Origin of the sequence: Pantoea sp. LS15 (assembly GCF_012241585.1) — a bacterium.
Lineage (GTDB): Bacteria > Pseudomonadota > Gammaproteobacteria > Enterobacterales > Enterobacteriaceae > Enterobacter.
Window position 1 is genome coordinate 95,826 of sequence record NZ_JAAVXA010000013.1, and the last position, 15,257, is coordinate 111,082.

Sequence of the window (15,257 nt, forward strand, 5' to 3'; positions counted from 1 at the left end):
GTTAGTCCTCTCGGGCAAATAGTGCCTCAATAAAGTCGTCCGCCTTAAACGGACGTAAATCTTCAATACGCTCGCCCACACCGATGTAACGGATAGGAATGCCGAACTGATCGGCCACGGAGAAGATCACCCCACCTTTGGCGGTGCCGTCCAGTTTGGTCAGCGTGATCCCCGTCAGTCCTACCGCTTCATGGAACAGTTTTGCCTGACTAATGGCATTCTGTCCGGTGCTGGCATCAATGGTCAGCATAATTTCATGCGGAGCTTCTTCGTCCAGTTTTTTCATCACACGGACGATTTTCTTCAACTCTTCCATCAGGTGCGATTTGTTCTGCAAACGCCCTGCGGTATCGGCAATCAGTACATCCACGTTGCGCGCCTTCGCCGCCTGGATGGCGTCAAAAATAACGGAAGCGGAATCCGCGCCGGTATGCTGAGCAATCACCGGGATGTTATTGCGCTGGCCCCAGACCTGGAGCTGCTCAACCGCTGCCGCACGGAAGGTATCGCCCGCCGCCAGCATCACCGATTTACCCTGCTGCTCGAACTGACGTGCCAGCTTGCCGATGGTGGTGGTTTTACCCACGCCGTTCACGCCAACCATCAGAATAACAAATGGCGTTTTGCCTTCAATATTAAGCGGTTCGTCAACTTTTGCGAGAATTTCACCCATCTCATCTTTCAGAAGGCCATACAGCGCTTCGGCGTCGCGCAGTTGTTTGCGGCTCGCCCCTTCGGTCAGGTTGGTGATGATCTTACGGGTGGTTTCCACACCGACGTCGGCGATCAACAGTTGCTCTTCCAGCTCTTCAAACAGATCGTCGTCGATCTTCTTGCCGCGGAAAAGACTGATAAATCCGGAACCTAAGTTTTCTTTGGTTTTAAGCAGGCTGCGTTTCAGGCGAGCGAAGAAACCTTCTTTGGTCGGTTTTTCCTGTTCCTGAATGATCTCCTCTTCGGCCTGCTCTTCCACTGGCACCACGATAACCGCTTCTTCAGCCGCTTCTGCTGCCAGCGCCTGCGCTTCCAGCTCTTCGTCGGTCAGCTCAGGTTCGTTTTCGGCTTCTTCTTCCACCGCCTCAACAATTTCAACGGTTTCCGCTTCGGCCTGCCACTCTTCGGCAGAAACGGCTTCGGCTTTCACCTCTTCCGGCAGCGGCAGTTCTTCGTGTTCGATGATGGCCTGAGGCGCTTCGGGAATATCTTCGGCGACAACCGGTTCTGGCTTCTCACTCTCCTGAACCTGTTCAGTGACCTCAACCACCTCTTCAGCGAAAGATGCAATCTCTTCTTTGCTGTGCACCGTCTCTTCCGCTTCGACAACCGCGGCGGTTTCTACAGGCGTTTCAGGCTGCGACTGCTCTTCAACGGCTTGTTGCTCTTCGGTTTTCTGTTCTGTTTCTTGCTCTTTTTCACCGAAGCCCAGCCAGGAAAAGAAGCCACGTTTTTTTTGTTTTGCCATCTGCGACTACACTCCTCGCGGCGCTATATACATGGAAGCTAAAAAAATGATGAAATAGTCTAACACTTTACTTAATTGACATCACCGCCCGCAATCGCAGGCCAATTGTTAACAGAGCTTTCCTGAGATGAAGAAACCCAACCGCGCCCCGGCCGGTCAAATTCGTATTATCGGCGGTCAGTGGCGAGGCCGGAAATTACCGGTGCCGGACAGCCCCGGTTTACGCCCTACTACCGACCGCGTACGCGAGACGCTGTTTAACTGGCTGGCTCCGTCCATGGTAGACGCCCACTGTCTGGACTGTTTCGCCGGAAGCGGCGCACTCGGGCTGGAAGCGCTGTCACGCTATGCCGCCAGCGCCACGCTGCTGGAGATGGAGCGCGGTGTGGCGCAGACGCTGCAGCAAAATCTGGCGACGCTAAAAGCTACCAACGCTAAAGTCGTGAACACCAACACACTGAGTTTTCTTGCGCAGAAAGGCACGCCGCATAACGTGGTGTTTGTCGACCCGCCGTTCCGTAAGGGACTGCTGGAAGAGACGTTATCCCTGCTGGAGCAAAATGGCTGGCTGGCAGATGACGCATTAATTTACGTTGAAAGTGAAGTGGAAAACGGTTTACCGCCAGTTCCCGCTCACTGGGATCTGCACCGTGAAAAAGTTGCAGGTCAGGTCGCTTATCGTCTGTATCATCGTCAGTCACAAGGAGGATCCGATGCCGGTACTGATTAATCTGGGACGTTTGTTGATGCTGGGCGTCTGGGCGTTTCTACTTCTCAACCTGGTGCACCCGTTCCCGCGCCCAATGAATATTTTTGTGAACGTTGCGCTGGTTTTCACATCGTTTATGCACGCCCTGCAGATGGTAATGCTGAAAAACGGTCTGCCAAAAGATGGCCCGCAGATGACCGGCTGGCAACAGCTGCGCGTGTTTATTTTCGGCGTGTTTGAACTGCTGGTGTGGATGAAGAAATTTAAGGCGCAGGTGAAGAAGTAAGCGGCCTGATGCCCTCACCCTAACCCTCTCCCCAAGGGAGAGGGAACCGATCGAGCATTATTCAGGCGTAAAACCTTCAAATCGGGACCCTTTATAACTCAGCATCCCTTTCTCCCCCACCGTCAACTGATGGTACTGCTGCGCCTCCAGGCGGAAGGTCATCTCCAGCCCGCCGGTTTCCGGCTTAAAGCTCGCTTCATAGCGCATTGTCGTACCTGCTGGCGTCACCTGCTGCTGGCGTGAACGGCGGTCGTTAAGCGGTTTTTCGCGTTTGTTCGTCACTACTACGCGCTTTTGCAGCAGCGGTGCAGCATCGTTATCCGCCTTCTCGCGGCGCTGTTGCACGAAACGGAACGAGGCGGCAATGACGATAATCGCCACCACGATAATGAAAAACAGCGGCATCTTGCTCATTCTAAAATCCCATCAGATTATGCGGAATTCAGGATACCCTGCCTTCCCCGCCATTGCCAAACGCCCGCCCGCATCACTACACTGGATCAGAAACTGATTATTCAGCCTTAACAGATACAGGGAGTTAATATGCTTTGGTCATTTATCGCTGTCTGTTTTTCCGCATGGCTTTATGTCGATGCGTCGTACCGCGGTCCCACCTGGCAGCGCTGGTTGTTTAAACCGGTCACGCTGTTGCTGCTTCTGCTGCTTGCCTGGCAAGCGCCGATGTTTAACGCCATAAGCTATCTGGTCCTCGCCGGGCTGTGTGCTTCCCTGATTGGCGATGCCTTAACCCTGCTGCCACGTCAGCGTCTGCTGTATGCCGTGGGGGCATTTTTCCTGTCGCATCTGCTGTATACCATCTATTTTGCCAGCCAGATGACGCTGTCATTCTTCTGGCCGCTGCCGCTGGTGCTGCTGGTGATTGGCGCACTGCTTATCGCGGTGATCTGGTCGCGTCTGGAAGAGATGCGTTTGCCAGTCTGCACCTTTATCGCCATGACACTGGTGATGGTATGGCTGGCAGGCGAACTATGGTTCTTCCGCCCAACGGCACCGGCGATGTCGGCGTTCTTCGGTGCAGCATTGCTGTTACTCGGGAATATCGTGTGGCTGGGCAGCCACTATCGCCGTCGTTTCCGGGCGGATAACGCGATTGCCGCCGCCTGCTACTTTGCCGGACACTTCCTGATTGTGCGCTCGCTGTATATTTAAATAAGCCTTGACTCTGGAGTCGACTCCAGAGTGTATGCTGCGGTTAATGAGAAAATTATCATTGCCGGAGACTGCCATGTCGACTCCAGAAACGCCAAAAAAAGTCCCACAATTCTCAGCACTTAAGCTCAGTCCGGTTCCGCCGAAGGACGACTGCTGCTGCGAAGGTGTGTGCGAAACACAAACCGAAATACTCCCTGAAAACGGCAACCGCTACAGTTGGGTCGTCAACGGTATGGACTGCGCCGCCTGTGCCCGTAAAGTTGAAAACGCGGTAAAACAGGTGCCGGGAGTGAGTCATGTCCAGGTTCTGTTTGCCACTGAAAAGCTGCTGGTTAGCGCGGATAACGACGTTAGCAAACAGGTTGAAGCTGCCGTAAGTCAGGCGGGTTACAGTCTGCGTAGCGAAAATGCGCCTGCAGAAAAAACCTCTTCCCTGCGAGAAAATCTGCCGCTTATTACCCTCATCATCATGATGGCCCTGAGCTGGGGTCTGGAACAGATTAACCATCCGTTCGGCAATCTGGCATTCATCGCCACCACGCTGGTTGGGCTGTACCCGATTGCCCGCCAGGCATTGCGGCTGATGAAAAGCGGAAGCTGGTTTGCCATCGAAACGCTGATGAGCGTGGCCGCTATTGGTGCACTGTTTATTGGTGCGACAGCAGAAGCGGCGATGGTACTGCTGCTGTTCTTAATCGGTGAACGTCTTGAGGGCTGGGCCGCCAGCCGCGCGCGTAAAGGAGTCAGCGCGCTAATGGCGCTGAAACCTGAAACCGCCACACGCGTGATCAACGGCAACCGGGAAACCGTCGCCATCAACACACTGCGCCCGGGCGATGTAATTGAAGTCGCCGCAGGCGGGCGTCTGCCTGCAGACGGTGAGTTGCTCACCGCAACAGCAAGCTTCGACGAAAGCGCCCTCACCGGAGAATCCATTCCGGTTGAACGCACAACCGGTGAAAAAGTGCCTGCGGGTGCCACCAGTGTTGATCGTCTGGTGCAACTGACAGTGCTTTCCGAACCCGGTGACAGCGCCATCGACCGTATTCTGAAGCTGATTGAGGAAGCCGAAGAGCGTCGCGCGCCAGTTGAGCGGTTTATCGATCGCTTCAGCAGGATTTACACCCCCGCCATCATGCTGGTTGCCCTGCTGGTCACTGTCGTTCCACCGCTGTTCTTCGGCGCTCCGTGGGAAGGCTGGATTTATAAAGGTCTGACGCTGCTGTTGATTGGTTGTCCGTGTGCGCTGGTGATCTCCACCCCGGCGGCCATCACGTCCGGACTGGCGGCGGCGGCACGTCGCGGAGCGCTGATCAAAGGCGGAGCCGCCCTGGAACAGCTAAGCCAGGTTCAGCACATTGCCTTCGATAAAACCGGTACGCTGACCGTAGGTAAACCGCAGGTGACCGGTGTTTATCCGCAGGAAATCAGTGAAAACGAACTGCTGACATTGGCCGCTGCCGTAGAGCAAGGTTCAACCCACCCGCTGGCGCAGGCGATTGTGCGTGAAGCGAAGGCGCGTGAACTCACCATCCCTGCGGCAACTGCCCAGCGGGCACTGATGGGCTCAGGCATTGAGGCCGTCGTCGACGGCAAAAAGGTGCTGATTGTCGCGGCTGGCAAGTCTTCTACTCCAGAGGTTGAGGCGTTAGAACAAGCCGGGCAAACGGTCGTTGTCGTCATGCAGGACGGTGTGACGAAAGGAATGCTGGCATTGCGCGATACCCTGCGTGATGACGCAAAAGAAGCCGTGGCGGCGCTGCATCAACTGGGGGTACAGGGCGTTATTCTTACAGGCGATAACCCTCGTGCGGCAGCCGCAATTGCCGGTGAACTGGGGCTGGAATTTAAAGCCGGGTTGTTACCTGCGGATAAAGTCAGCGCGGTGACGGAGCTGAACGCTCACGCGCCACTGGCGATGGTCGGTGACGGTATTAACGATGCCCCGGCGATGAAGGCATCGACCATTGGTATTGCGATGGGCAGCGGTACCGACGTGGCGCTTGAAACGGCTGACGCGGCACTGACTCACAACCGCCTGACCGGGCTGGCGCAGATGATCGGGCTGGCACGTGCGACGCGGGCCAATATCCGTCAGAACATCGGCATCGCGCTGGGGCTGAAAGGAATTTTCCTGGTGACGACCCTGCTCGGCATGACCGGATTGTGGCTGGCGGTGCTGGCTGATACCGGGGCAACGGTGCTGGTGACGGCGAACGCGCTTCGGCTGCTGCGTCGCCGGTAAAAAAAGCCCGGTGGCGCTAACGCTTACCGGGCCTACATGTCCTGCTAACTCGTAGGTCGGGTAAGGCGAAGCCGCCACCCGACTTTTTTATAAGAAATAACTCATCGCCAGGCCTAAAAACAGCACCAGACCGACGTAGTTATTATTCATAAACGCCTTGAAGCAGGCTTCACGCTCGCGCTTCGCAATCAACTTTTGCTGGTACGCAAACAGCAAGCCCGCCACCAGCACGGACCAGTAAAACTCCCAGTTCAGTCCGTTCATGCGACCAATCGCGACCATCAGTGCCAGTACTGCAACCTGCAGGATACCGATAATCAGCTTGTCCTGACGACCAAAGAGGATGGCGGTGGATTTAATGCCAATTTTCAGGTCATCGTCGCGGTCTACCATCGCGTATTGCGTGTCATATGCCACAGCCCAGAGAATATTCGCCAGGAACATCAGCCAGCAGCTTAGTGGTAAGGACTCACTAACTGCCGCAAACGCCATCGGAATCGACCAGCCAAATGCCGCCCCCAGCACCACCTGAGGCAGATGGGTGTAGCGTTTCATAAACGGATAAACCCAGGCCAGGGCCAGCGCCGCAACGGAAAGCAGAATGGTCATGGTGTTGAGGGTTAACACCAGCAGAAAAGAGAGCAGCACCAGAATAATAAACAACACCCGCGCTTCTTTCCCGGTGACTTGCCCGCTGGGTAACGGACGACCGGCAGTACGTTTTACATGCCCGTCGAATTTACGATCGGCATAGTCATTGACCACGCAGCCCGCCGCGCGCATCAGCCAGACACCGGCAACAAACACCCCCAGGATCCACAGCGGTGGCACGCCCGGCGTCGCGACCCACAGCGCCCATAAGGTCGGCCACAGCAACAGTAACGCGCCAATCGGTTTATCGGTACGCATTAAGCGGTGATAGGCCAACAGCTTATTCTGCGTCAGGCTCCACTCCATTTTTTCTTCCTCTTAGTACAACGGCGATGCCGGTAAAAAAAGCTCCGTCAGTATTAACGGTTTACCGCTCAGGCGAAGGCGGGAACGACGCCCCCACAGTTCGGCATCACGACCAATCTCAATAAAATCCCGGGTAAGCTCAGACGAGGTGAAAAGGTAACGCCCCAGAGGCGTTTTACCCAACCGTTGCAGCGCCAGCTCGGGCCCGGAAAGGGTGGATTCGGGCACCACCGTCCGCCCGGCAAGCCATGGCTCGCCATCAGCGCAGAGTAAAATTTCACGCAGCCAGTAACGTGGCTCTTGCGGCAATAGCGGCAGCTCGGCAGCAATCTCATCGCCAGAGACAAACCCTTCCTGAATCAGGGTCACCGTGACCGTTTTACCCTGTTGTTCAAAACGTTTCGTCATGGAATCTTCCAGCAGCAACCAGTCCAGTTGCTGCGGATCAAGCGCAGGTATTTGGTCGAAATAGCGCAGCGCACGCAGTTGCGTTAGCGCAGGGTGTGACATGCCAGACTCTCCGATACATAACGTGATGGCATTGTATCGCAGAAAAGCAGATTGAGGGCGGCCAAACGTTATTTAACGATCACTATCGCAACAAGAGCGCAACAGCCCGGAGAATACCAAAAAAAGTGCGCCCACTCAGGCGCACCAAACTACTAACAAATCAGCACTGTGGGGAAACGGTTACCCCTTGCCTTTTACACTGCTGATAAAGGTGGAACGGGCAGTGGTTGAACCTAAACGTTCGGCTTCATCAAGCAGTTTCAGCGCTTTATCGACATCGCCGCGCTTCACCGCCTGCTTAATGGCGTTGTTGAAGTACTCTTCGGTGTCGTTCAGTACCGGTTCAGCTTTCTTCGATGGGGCTGGTGCAGCGGCGGCTACCGGTGCGGCAGCGGCTGTGGCGGCTGGAGCGGCATACACAGGCGCGGCTGTATTGCCTACTGTGACAGGGCCAGTACCGGAAGAGCCAAACAGTGGGCCAACCAGCACGCTGGATGCATTGTTTGTTGAGACTTTCAGCTTAAGCAAACCGTCGGTGACGTGACGCGCTAATGGATCCGGAATATCCGGAACCGAGTTGCCGGTGCCTTTCGCATAGGCTTTTGCCGGATCGATAAGCTTAGTGGTCTGCTGCAGATCTTTTTCGGTCGTGAAAACCAGAACATAAATCTTCTGCTGACCCAGGGCAGGCGTCAGGCGCATTTTGCCTTCCAGACGGTCGGCGCTCATCACGCCTGGTTCCTGGTAACTAAAATATTCGCTTGGGAAGAAAGCAGATGGCGTCAGGTTCTGATCCAGAATCAGTACGTTAGGCGCGAAGACGCTGGTTTGCTTGTTCACTTCGCTGGTCAGCGTCAGGGTTAGCTCACCAATGTTGGCCGGCACGCTGTAGGCGGCAACCGGCCCGGTGATCCCCGGCACGTTCAGTTGCTGACCGCCCGTAGAAAGCTGTGTCGACTGCATTTTGGATTGATCAACTGGCGTCCAGGTCAGTTGCTGGAGCGCCGCCGCCGGGATAGCCGGCGCAGCGCTGGTATTTTGTGGTACGAAATTCACGTCTGCAAAGGAGACCGCCGGAACACAGGCCATCAGCCCCGCAGAGAGGCACAGCGCGACGAGACTTTTCTTCATTTTCATTGTTATTACCTCTGATAGCGTGAGCACTGCGGTGGCCAGGCAATAGCGCGCAGCACCCTAAGGATAGAGGGGCCTGCGCCCCTCTTTTAGGTCATTACGTCAGGTCTAACGAATTACCACCAGATTTCCATCTGGGCACCGAAGGTCCACTCATCGTCGTCGCCACGGCTGAAGGTTTTCGCAGAAGTATCGCTATACGCTACGCCAGAGGTGTAGCCTGTATCGCCATTATTCGCGTAGCCCCATTTCTCATCCCACTTCGCATAGGTTGCAAAGACACGGATAGCCGGACGAGACCAGATGCTGTCGCCAGCCTGCCATTGCTGTGCCAGGGTGATTTTGTACTGGCTGTTTTTCTCGTCAGTTTTCTGAGATTTGACGTTGTCGTAGCCTACTTCCAGCAGGGTGCTCATGATTGGCGTCCATTTGAACATCGGACGAACACCTACAGTCCACCACTCGGTACCGTTGTTGTTGTCACGATCGATGTTCTGGTACATACCGACGTACATCAGGTCCCAACGGTCTGCCAGGGTAATTGCACCGTGGTCCAGCACACGCCACATGGAGCCGTCGTTATCAACGCTGCCGCCCTGTGGAATGCCTTTACCGTTAGAGGTCATAGAGTCCGTCGCGTACTGCAGAACGAACTTGTTGAAGCCCTTCATCATGCTCTGGGTGTGTTCAGCAGTGAACATCCAGCCATCTTTAGAGGCACCTGGCTGCAGGTAGTAGTCATCAGGAATGTTGGTATGACCGTAATCAACACCCAGTTCCAGCGTACCGCCTGGGTTGATTTCCATGCCCGCTAAACGAACGTCGAAGACGTCGTTTGGTACAACGTTGTCATAAATACGGTCACCGTTCGCATCACGATCGGCGAAGGTCGCTGAACCGCCAGACTCAGAAGAACGGGTGGCTGCCAGAGACAGTTTACCGAAGCCCATGTCGATGTTTTCGATACCCGCACCAGGACCCGAAATATCCCAGTAGTAGAAGTCGATCATGTGAACGTCATGACGCTGATAGAAGCGCTTACCGGCCCAGATAGTGGAGCCTGGCAGCCATTCAATCAGGTTTTTACCCTGCACGTTAGCTTCACGGAAGGCCGGGCTGGTAGATTCCCAGTCGTTCTGCTGAGAGACGGAATACGCAACGTTGGTGTCGAAATAGAAGCTCTTATCGCCTTCTTTCCACACTTCCTGGCCCAGTTTCAATTCCGCATAGGTTTCACATTCGTTACCGAGACGGTATTTACTTTGTGCACCGGTTGCCTGGAAACACTGTTGCTCACCGCCACTCCCGGTCCAGCCAATGCCGGAACGAGCATAACCTTTAAAGTCCACAGCACCCGCCTGGGCAGACAGGATGCCTGCCGCAATGGCGATTGCCAGAGGGACTTGTTTGCGCAGAGTAATCATCATTCTATCTCCTGAGATCATTGCTTTTCTTTGAACACTTCACCTGTCGGTTTCGTGTCTTCTTTTGGGATTGCTTAAACGCCTGGCTCTTTGTGCAACCGACGACATGCAGTGCCATCCTCACGGAACAGATGGCAACGCTCTGGCGGCAAGCCGATAGCGAATGTGGCACCCTCTTCTACCAACACCACGTCATTCTGGCGGTAGACCAGGTTTTGACGGATGGCGGGGATCTGGATATGAATCTGTGTTTCGTGACCAAGCTGTTCGACGACCTGAACTTCACCTTCCAGCGTCACATCAGCGATGTGGCTCGGCAGCAGGTGCTCAGGACGAATACCGAGAGACATGTTTGCCCCTACCTGTACGTTGGCGCTGTCAACAGGCAGCCAGACTTGCTGGCGGTTTGGCAGCTCCACCTGTACCTGTTCAATAGCTGTCGCGGTCACTTTGACGGGCAGGAAGTTCATCTTTGGCGAGCCAATGAAGCCCGCAACAAAGCGGTCTGCCGGGTAGTGATAAAGTTCCAGCGGTTTGCCCACCTGCGCCACGCGACCGGCGTCCAGCACCACAATTTTGTCGGCCAGCGTCATCGCTTCGACCTGATCGTGGGTGACGTAAATCATCGTGCGGCCAAGACGTTTGTGCAGACGGGAGATTTCAATACGCATCTGGACACGCAGAGCGGCATCCAGGTTAGAAAGGGGTTCATCGAGCAGGAACACACGCGGTTCCGCCACCAGCGTACGGCCAATCGCCACACGCTGACGCTGACCACCGGAAAGCGCTTTCGGTTTACGCTCAAGCAGGTGCGCCAGCTGTAACACTTCCGCCACCTGCGTGACGCGCTGGTTAATCACGTCTTTCTTCGCACCCGCCAGTTTCAGGCCAAAGGACATGTTTTCGGCAACAGACAGATGGGGGTAAAGCGCATAAGACTGGAACACCATGCCTACGCCACGTTCGGCAGGCGGGATGTCGTTCATACGGGTGTCACCAATAAACAAATCGCCACTGGTGATAGTTTCAAGACCGGCAATCATACGCAGCAGAGTAGATTTACCGCAGCCTGATGGGCCGACAAATACCACGAATTCACCTTCGTGGATGTCCAGATTGATGTCTTTCGACACCACAACGTCACCCCAGGCTTTCGTTACATTACGCAGCTGTACGCTCGCCATGCCCTTCTCCCTTCGTTACAACCTGTCACCGACAGAAACATTCAAGATAAGTTCACTATGGGGTATCCATTACTTTCCCGAATCCTCCACCCCCCGGCTTTTTTATGGGGGAGGAGGCGGGAGGATGAGAGAGCAGGCTCTGCGACCGCGGCTGGAGGGCTGAGGCGAAATTCGTGAAGCCACCTGCAAAATTCAGTGTGTTTTTATGTGCGCCAGCACTCATAACTTAAATTTATGTAACGAAGATCACACAAACCGGGGGTGGGGCGTAGGAGTTGGGAGGATGGAAAGAGGATGTCAAATAAGGAGACTGAGTCACGTTGAACCACCTCATTGTATCCACGAGCACATCACCAAAAAAGGATGGCAGATATGAAGATCAAGACTGGCGCACGTGTTTTCGCATTGTCCGCCCTTGCAGCAATGATGATTTCCGCACCGGCTCTCGCCAAAATTGAAGAAGGTAAGCTGGTAATCTGGATTAACGGCGATAAGGGCTATAACGGCCTGGCCGAAGTGGGTAAAAAATTCGAGAAAGACACCGGTATCAAAGTAACCGTAGAACACCCGGATAAGCTGGAAGAGAAATTCCCGCAGGTTGCAGCAACCGGTGACGGCCCGGACATCATCTTCTGGGCGCATGACCGTTTCGGTGGTTACGCCCAGTCTGGTCTGCTGGCAGAAGTCACGCCGGACAAAGCCTTCCAGGACAAACTGTTCCCGTTCACCTGGGACGCCGTTCGCTATAACGGCAAGCTGATTGCTTACCCAATCGCGGTTGAAGCCCTGTCTCTGATTTACAACAAAGACCTGGTACCTAACCCACCGAAAACCTGGGAAGAGATCCCGAAACTGGATAAAGAGCTGAAAGCGAAAGGTAAGAGCGCGCTGATGTTCAACCTGCAGGAACCGTACTTCACCTGGCCGCTGATTGCCGCCGATGGCGGTTATGCGTTCAAGTTTGAAAACGGCAAATATGACGTGAAAGACGTGGGCGTGGACAACGCTGGCGCGAAAGCGGGTCTGACCTTCCTGGTTGACCTCATCAAAAACAAACATATGAACGCGGATACCGATTACTCCATCGCAGAAGCGGCGTTCAACAAAGGCGAAACCGCGATGACCATCAACGGTCCGTGGGCCTGGACCAACATCGACAAGAGCAAAATCAACTACGGCGTGACGCTGCTGCCAACCTTCAAAGGCAAGCCGTCTAAACCGTTCGTTGGTGTGCTGAGCGCGGGTATCAACGCGGCAAGCCCGAACAAAGAGCTGGCGAAAGAGTTCCTGGAAAACTACCTGCTGACCGATCAGGGTCTGGATGAAGTGAACAAGGACAAACCGCTGGGTGCCGTTGCGCTGAAATCCTTCCAGGATCATCTGGCAAAAGACCCACGTATTGCGGCCACCATGGATAACGCCCAGAAAGGCGAAATCATGCCGAACATCCCGCAAATGGCAGCGTTCTGGTACGCCACCCGTACTGCGGTCATCAATGCGGCAAGCGGTCGTCAGACTGTTGATGCCGCGCTGAAAGATGCGCAGGGTCGTATTACTAAGTAATGCCGTAGTCCCCTCTCCCTCTCCCCCAGGAGAGGGAGAAAAGATCAAACGTTGTAGAGGAAAAACCCCATGGATGTCATTAAAAAGAAACACTGGTGGCAAAGCGACGCGCTGAAATGGTCAGTGATGGGTCTGCTGTGTCTGCTGGTGGGTTACCTTGTTGTTTTAATGTACGTACAAGGGGAATATCTGTTTGCCATCATGACGCTGATTTTAAGCTCTGCTGGCCTGTATATTTTCGCCAACCGTAAAGCCTATGCCTGGCGTTATGTCTACCCGGGCGTGGCCGGGATGGGGCTGTTTGTTCTCTTCCCACTGATTTGTACTATCGCCATTGCGTTTACCAACTACAGCAGTACCAACCAGCTGGCTCAAGAACGCGCAACGCAGGTGCTTCTGGATCGCTCCTATCAGGCAGGCAAGACCTTTAACTTCGGCCTGTATCCTGCGGGTAACGAGTGGAAGTTAGCACTTACTGACGAAGCAAGCAGCAAATACTATGTCTCCGACGCGTTCAAATTTGGCGGCGAGCAGAAGCTGGCCTTAAAAGAGGCCGTAGCGCTGCCGGAAGGTGAACGTGCCAACCTGCGTGTCATTACCCAGAACCGTCAGGCGCTGACCCAGCTCACCGCCGTACTGCCAGACGAAAGCAAAGTGACCATGAGCTCACTGCGCCAGTTCTCCGGCACGCAGCCTCTCTACACGCTGGCGGATGACGGCACGCTGACCAACAACCAGAGCGGCGTGAAATATCGTCCGAACAACGACATTGGTTTCTATCAGTCCATTACTGCCGATGGCAAATGGGGTGATGATAAGCTCAGCCCTGGCTATACCGTCACCATCGGCTGGGACAACTTTACTCGCGTGTTCACCGACGAAGGCATTCAGAAACCGTTCTTCGCCATCTTCGTCTGGACGGTGGTCTTCTCGGTTCTGACCGTGATCCTGACCGTGGCCGTGGGCATGGTTCTGGCCTGTCTCGTGCAATGGGAAGCCCTGAAAGGCAAAGCGATTTACCGCGTGCTGCTGATTCTGCCGTACGCCGTGCCATCGTTTATCTCGATTCTGATTTTCAAAGGGCTGTTTAACCAGAGCTTCGGTGAAATCAACATGATGTTGAGCGCACTGTTTGGTATCAAACCGGCCTGGTTCAGCGACCCGACAACTGCCCGTTCGATGATTATCATCGTCAACACCTGGCTGGGCTATCCGTACATGATGATCCTGTGCATGGGGCTGCTGAAGGCTATCCCGGACGATCTGTACGAAGCCTCGGCGATGGACGGCGCGGGTCCGTTCCAGAACTTCTTTAAGATTACGCTGCCGCTGCTCATTAAGCCGCTGACACCGCTGATGATTGCCAGCTTCGCCTTCAACTTTAACAACTTCGTGCTGATTCAACTGTTGACCAACGGCGGCCCTGACCGTCTTGGCACCACCACGCCAGCAGGCTATACCGACCTGCTCGTGAGCTACACCTACCGTATCGCCTTTGAAGGCGGCGGCGGTCAGGACTTCGGTCTGGCGGCGGCGATTGCCACCCTGATCTTCCTGCTGGTTGGCGCACTGGCGATTGTGAACCTGAAAGCCACACGAATGAAATTTGACTAAGGAGGGCATCGATCATGGCTATGGTACAACCCAAATCTCAGAAACTGCGCCTCCTGGCGACGCATTTAGGCCTGCTGATTTTTATCGCGGCGATCATGTTCCCGCTGCTGATGGTCATCGCCATCTCCCTGCGTTCGGGTAACTTCGCCACCGGGAGCCTGATCCCGGACGAAATCTCCTGGGAGCACTGGAAGCTCGCGCTGGGCTTCAGCGTGGAACACGCTGATGGTCGCGTCACACCGCCGCCGTTCCCGGTGCTGTTATGGCTGTGGAACTCGGTGAAAATCGCCGGGATCACTGCGATAGGTATCGTGACGCTCTCCACCACGTGTGCGTACGCTTTCGCCCGTATGAAGTTCCCGGGCAAGGCCTCACTGCTGAAGGGGATGCTGATTTTCCAGATGTTCCCGGCGGTACTGTCGCTGGTCGCGTTGTATGCCTTGTTTGACCGTCTGGGCCAGTATGTGCCGTTTATCGGCCTGAACACCCACGGTGGCGTAATCTTCGCCTATCTTGGCGGTATCGCACTGCATGTGTGGACCATCAAAGGGTATTTCGAAACCATCGACGGCTCGCTGGAAGAAGCTGCGGCACTGGATGGTGCAACCCCGTGGCAGGCGTTCCGGCTGGTTCTGCTGCCGCTGTCGGTACCTATCCTGGCAGTGGTGTTTATCCTGTCGTTTATCGCCGCCATCACCGAAGTACCCGTCGCCTCTCTGTTACTGCGCGATGTAAATAGCTACACCCTGGCCGTCGGTATGCAGCAATACCTCAACCCGCAAAACTACCTGTGGGGCGACTTTGCGGCGGCGGCGGTGCTCTCTGCCATCCCGATTACCGTGGTATTCCTGCTGGCACAACGCTGGCTGGTGAATGGCCTGACGGCGGGCGGTGTGAAAGGTTAAGTTTCATTTTGTTATGCCACTGCAACCCTCAACTTTAGACGTATTGTATTGACCCAACTTGTGACTGTTGTTAGGCGGCCTCCGGGCCGCC

14 protein-coding genes are annotated in these 15,257 nt (G+C 55.0%); 7 read left to right on the forward strand and 7 right to left on the reverse strand.

Annotated features, from left to right (window positions below; translation table 11 throughout):
• Position 1: 1 nt before the first annotated feature.
• On the reverse strand, positions 2 to 1,462 hold the full coding sequence (ftsY, locus tag HED65_RS17700) for a signal recognition particle-docking protein FtsY (RefSeq protein WP_114979562.1): 1,461 nt from the start codon (positions 1,460 to 1,462) through the stop codon (positions 2 to 4).
• A gap of 127 nt (positions 1,463 to 1,589) precedes the next feature.
• Here ftsY and rsmD point away from each other — a divergent pair, with 127 nt between their 5' ends.
• Both rsmD and HED65_RS17710 read left to right on the forward strand, forming a co-directional pair.
• Positions 1,590 to 2,192, forward strand: a complete 603-nt coding sequence (gene rsmD / locus HED65_RS17705; protein ID WP_114979563.1) for a 16S rRNA (guanine(966)-N(2))-methyltransferase — start codon at positions 1,590 to 1,592, stop codon at positions 2,190 to 2,192.
• The gene (locus HED65_RS17710; protein WP_114979564.1) at positions 2,176 to 2,457 is read left to right on the forward strand and encodes a DUF1145 family protein; all 282 of its coding nucleotides are present in this window, start codon (positions 2,176 to 2,178) and stop codon (positions 2,455 to 2,457) included. The genes rsmD and HED65_RS17710 overlap by 17 nt, the downstream gene beginning before the upstream one ends.
• A gap of 57 nt (positions 2,458 to 2,514) precedes the next feature.
• On the opposite strand, the gene HED65_RS17715 is transcribed toward HED65_RS17710, so the two are convergent.
• Positions 2,515 to 2,871 carry a DUF2500 domain-containing protein gene (locus HED65_RS17715; RefSeq protein ID WP_114979565.1) on the reverse strand — a complete coding sequence of 119 codons (357 nt, stop codon included), beginning with the start codon at positions 2,869 to 2,871 and terminating at the stop codon, positions 2,515 to 2,517.
• Positions 2,872 to 3,000: 129 nt separating this feature from the next.
• On the opposite strand from HED65_RS17715, the gene HED65_RS17720 reads away from it, so the two are divergent.
• Entirely contained in the window at positions 3,001 to 3,627 is a 627-nt protein-coding gene (locus HED65_RS17720) for a lysoplasmalogenase (protein WP_114979566.1), read from the forward strand.
• Between the two features lie 76 nt (positions 3,628 to 3,703).
• On the forward strand, positions 3,704 to 5,875 hold the full coding sequence (gene zntA / locus HED65_RS17725) for a Zn(II)/Cd(II)/Pb(II) translocating P-type ATPase ZntA (RefSeq protein ID WP_114979567.1): 2,172 nt from the start codon (positions 3,704 to 3,706) through the stop codon (positions 5,873 to 5,875).
• A gap of 87 nt (positions 5,876 to 5,962) precedes the next feature.
• On the opposite strand, the gene ubiA is transcribed toward zntA, so the two are convergent.
• From ubiA to malK, 5 genes are all read right to left on the reverse strand, one after another.
• Positions 5,963 to 6,832, reverse strand: coding sequence for a 4-hydroxybenzoate octaprenyltransferase (ubiA, locus tag HED65_RS17730; RefSeq protein WP_114979568.1), 870 nt, complete (start codon positions 6,830 to 6,832; stop codon positions 5,963 to 5,965).
• A 12-nt stretch (positions 6,833 to 6,844) separates the two neighbouring features.
• On the reverse strand, positions 6,845 to 7,342 hold the full coding sequence (gene ubiC / locus HED65_RS17735) for a chorismate lyase (RefSeq protein WP_028017968.1): 498 nt from the start codon (positions 7,340 to 7,342) through the stop codon (positions 6,845 to 6,847).
• 180 nt (positions 7,343 to 7,522) lie between these two features.
• Positions 7,523 to 8,479 (reverse strand): maltose operon protein MalM, encoded by a 957-nt coding sequence (malM, locus tag HED65_RS17740; protein WP_114979569.1) that lies wholly within the window; start codon positions 8,477 to 8,479, stop codon positions 7,523 to 7,525.
• 113 nt (positions 8,480 to 8,592) lie between these two features.
• The gene (locus tag HED65_RS17745) at positions 8,593 to 9,903 is read right to left on the reverse strand and encodes a maltoporin (protein WP_114979570.1); all 1,311 of its coding nucleotides are present in this window, start codon (positions 9,901 to 9,903) and stop codon (positions 8,593 to 8,595) included.
• Between the two features lie 71 nt (positions 9,904 to 9,974).
• Positions 9,975 to 11,084: a maltose/maltodextrin ABC transporter ATP-binding protein MalK gene (malK, locus tag HED65_RS17750; protein WP_028017971.1), complete on the reverse strand. Its 1,110-nt coding sequence runs from the start codon at positions 11,082 to 11,084 to the stop codon at positions 9,975 to 9,977.
• Between the two features lie 372 nt (positions 11,085 to 11,456).
• Here malK and malE point away from each other — a divergent pair, with 372 nt between their 5' ends.
• The 3 genes from malE (at position 11,457) to malG (ending at position 15,166) form a co-directional block, all read left to right on the forward strand.
• A complete protein-coding gene (malE, locus tag HED65_RS17755; RefSeq protein ID WP_032666867.1) occupies positions 11,457 to 12,647 on the forward strand; it encodes a maltose/maltodextrin ABC transporter substrate-binding protein MalE in 1,191 nt (396 codons plus the stop codon).
• A 69-nt stretch (positions 12,648 to 12,716) separates the two neighbouring features.
• A complete protein-coding gene (gene malF, locus HED65_RS17760) occupies positions 12,717 to 14,261 on the forward strand; it encodes a maltose ABC transporter permease MalF (RefSeq protein WP_114979571.1) in 1,545 nt (514 codons plus the stop codon).
• A 14-nt stretch (positions 14,262 to 14,275) separates the two neighbouring features.
• Positions 14,276 to 15,166 carry a maltose ABC transporter permease MalG gene (gene malG / locus HED65_RS17765; protein WP_014830272.1) on the forward strand — a complete coding sequence of 297 codons (891 nt, stop codon included), beginning with the start codon at positions 14,276 to 14,278 and terminating at the stop codon, positions 15,164 to 15,166.
• Positions 15,167 to 15,257: the final 91 nt, after the last annotated feature.

Excerpts from the sequence above, each read along its gene's own strand:
- ftsY (WP_114979562.1), bottom strand. The coding sequence starts at position 1,462 with ATGGCAAAACAAAAAAAACGTGGCTTCTTTTCCTGGCTGGGCTTCGGT.
- rsmD (WP_114979563.1), top strand. The coding sequence starts at position 1,590 with ATGAAGAAACCCAACCGCGCCCCGGCCGGTCAAATTCGTATTATCGGC.
- HED65_RS17710 (WP_114979564.1), top strand. The coding sequence starts at position 2,176 with ATGCCGGTACTGATTAATCTGGGACGTTTGTTGATGCTGGGCGTCTGG.
- HED65_RS17715 (WP_114979565.1), bottom strand. The coding sequence starts at position 2,871 with ATGAGCAAGATGCCGCTGTTTTTCATTATCGTGGTGGCGATTATCGTC.
- HED65_RS17720 (WP_114979566.1), top strand. The coding sequence starts at position 3,001 with ATGCTTTGGTCATTTATCGCTGTCTGTTTTTCCGCATGGCTTTATGTC.
- zntA (WP_114979567.1), top strand. The coding sequence starts at position 3,704 with ATGTCGACTCCAGAAACGCCAAAAAAAGTCCCACAATTCTCAGCACTT.
- ubiA (WP_114979568.1), bottom strand. The coding sequence starts at position 6,832 with ATGGAGTGGAGCCTGACGCAGAATAAGCTGTTGGCCTATCACCGCTTA.
- ubiC (WP_028017968.1), bottom strand. The coding sequence starts at position 7,342 with ATGTCACACCCTGCGCTAACGCAACTGCGTGCGCTGCGCTATTTCGAC.
- malM (WP_114979569.1), bottom strand. The coding sequence starts at position 8,479 with ATGAAAATGAAGAAAAGTCTCGTCGCGCTGTGCCTCTCTGCGGGGCTG.
- HED65_RS17745 (WP_114979570.1), bottom strand. The coding sequence starts at position 9,903 with ATGATGATTACTCTGCGCAAACAAGTCCCTCTGGCAATCGCCATTGCG.
- malK (WP_028017971.1), bottom strand. The coding sequence starts at position 11,084 with ATGGCGAGCGTACAGCTGCGTAATGTAACGAAAGCCTGGGGTGACGTT.
- malE (WP_032666867.1), top strand. The coding sequence starts at position 11,457 with ATGAAGATCAAGACTGGCGCACGTGTTTTCGCATTGTCCGCCCTTGCA.
- malF (WP_114979571.1), top strand. The coding sequence starts at position 12,717 with ATGGATGTCATTAAAAAGAAACACTGGTGGCAAAGCGACGCGCTGAAA.
- malG (WP_014830272.1), top strand. The coding sequence starts at position 14,276 with ATGGCTATGGTACAACCCAAATCTCAGAAACTGCGCCTCCTGGCGACG.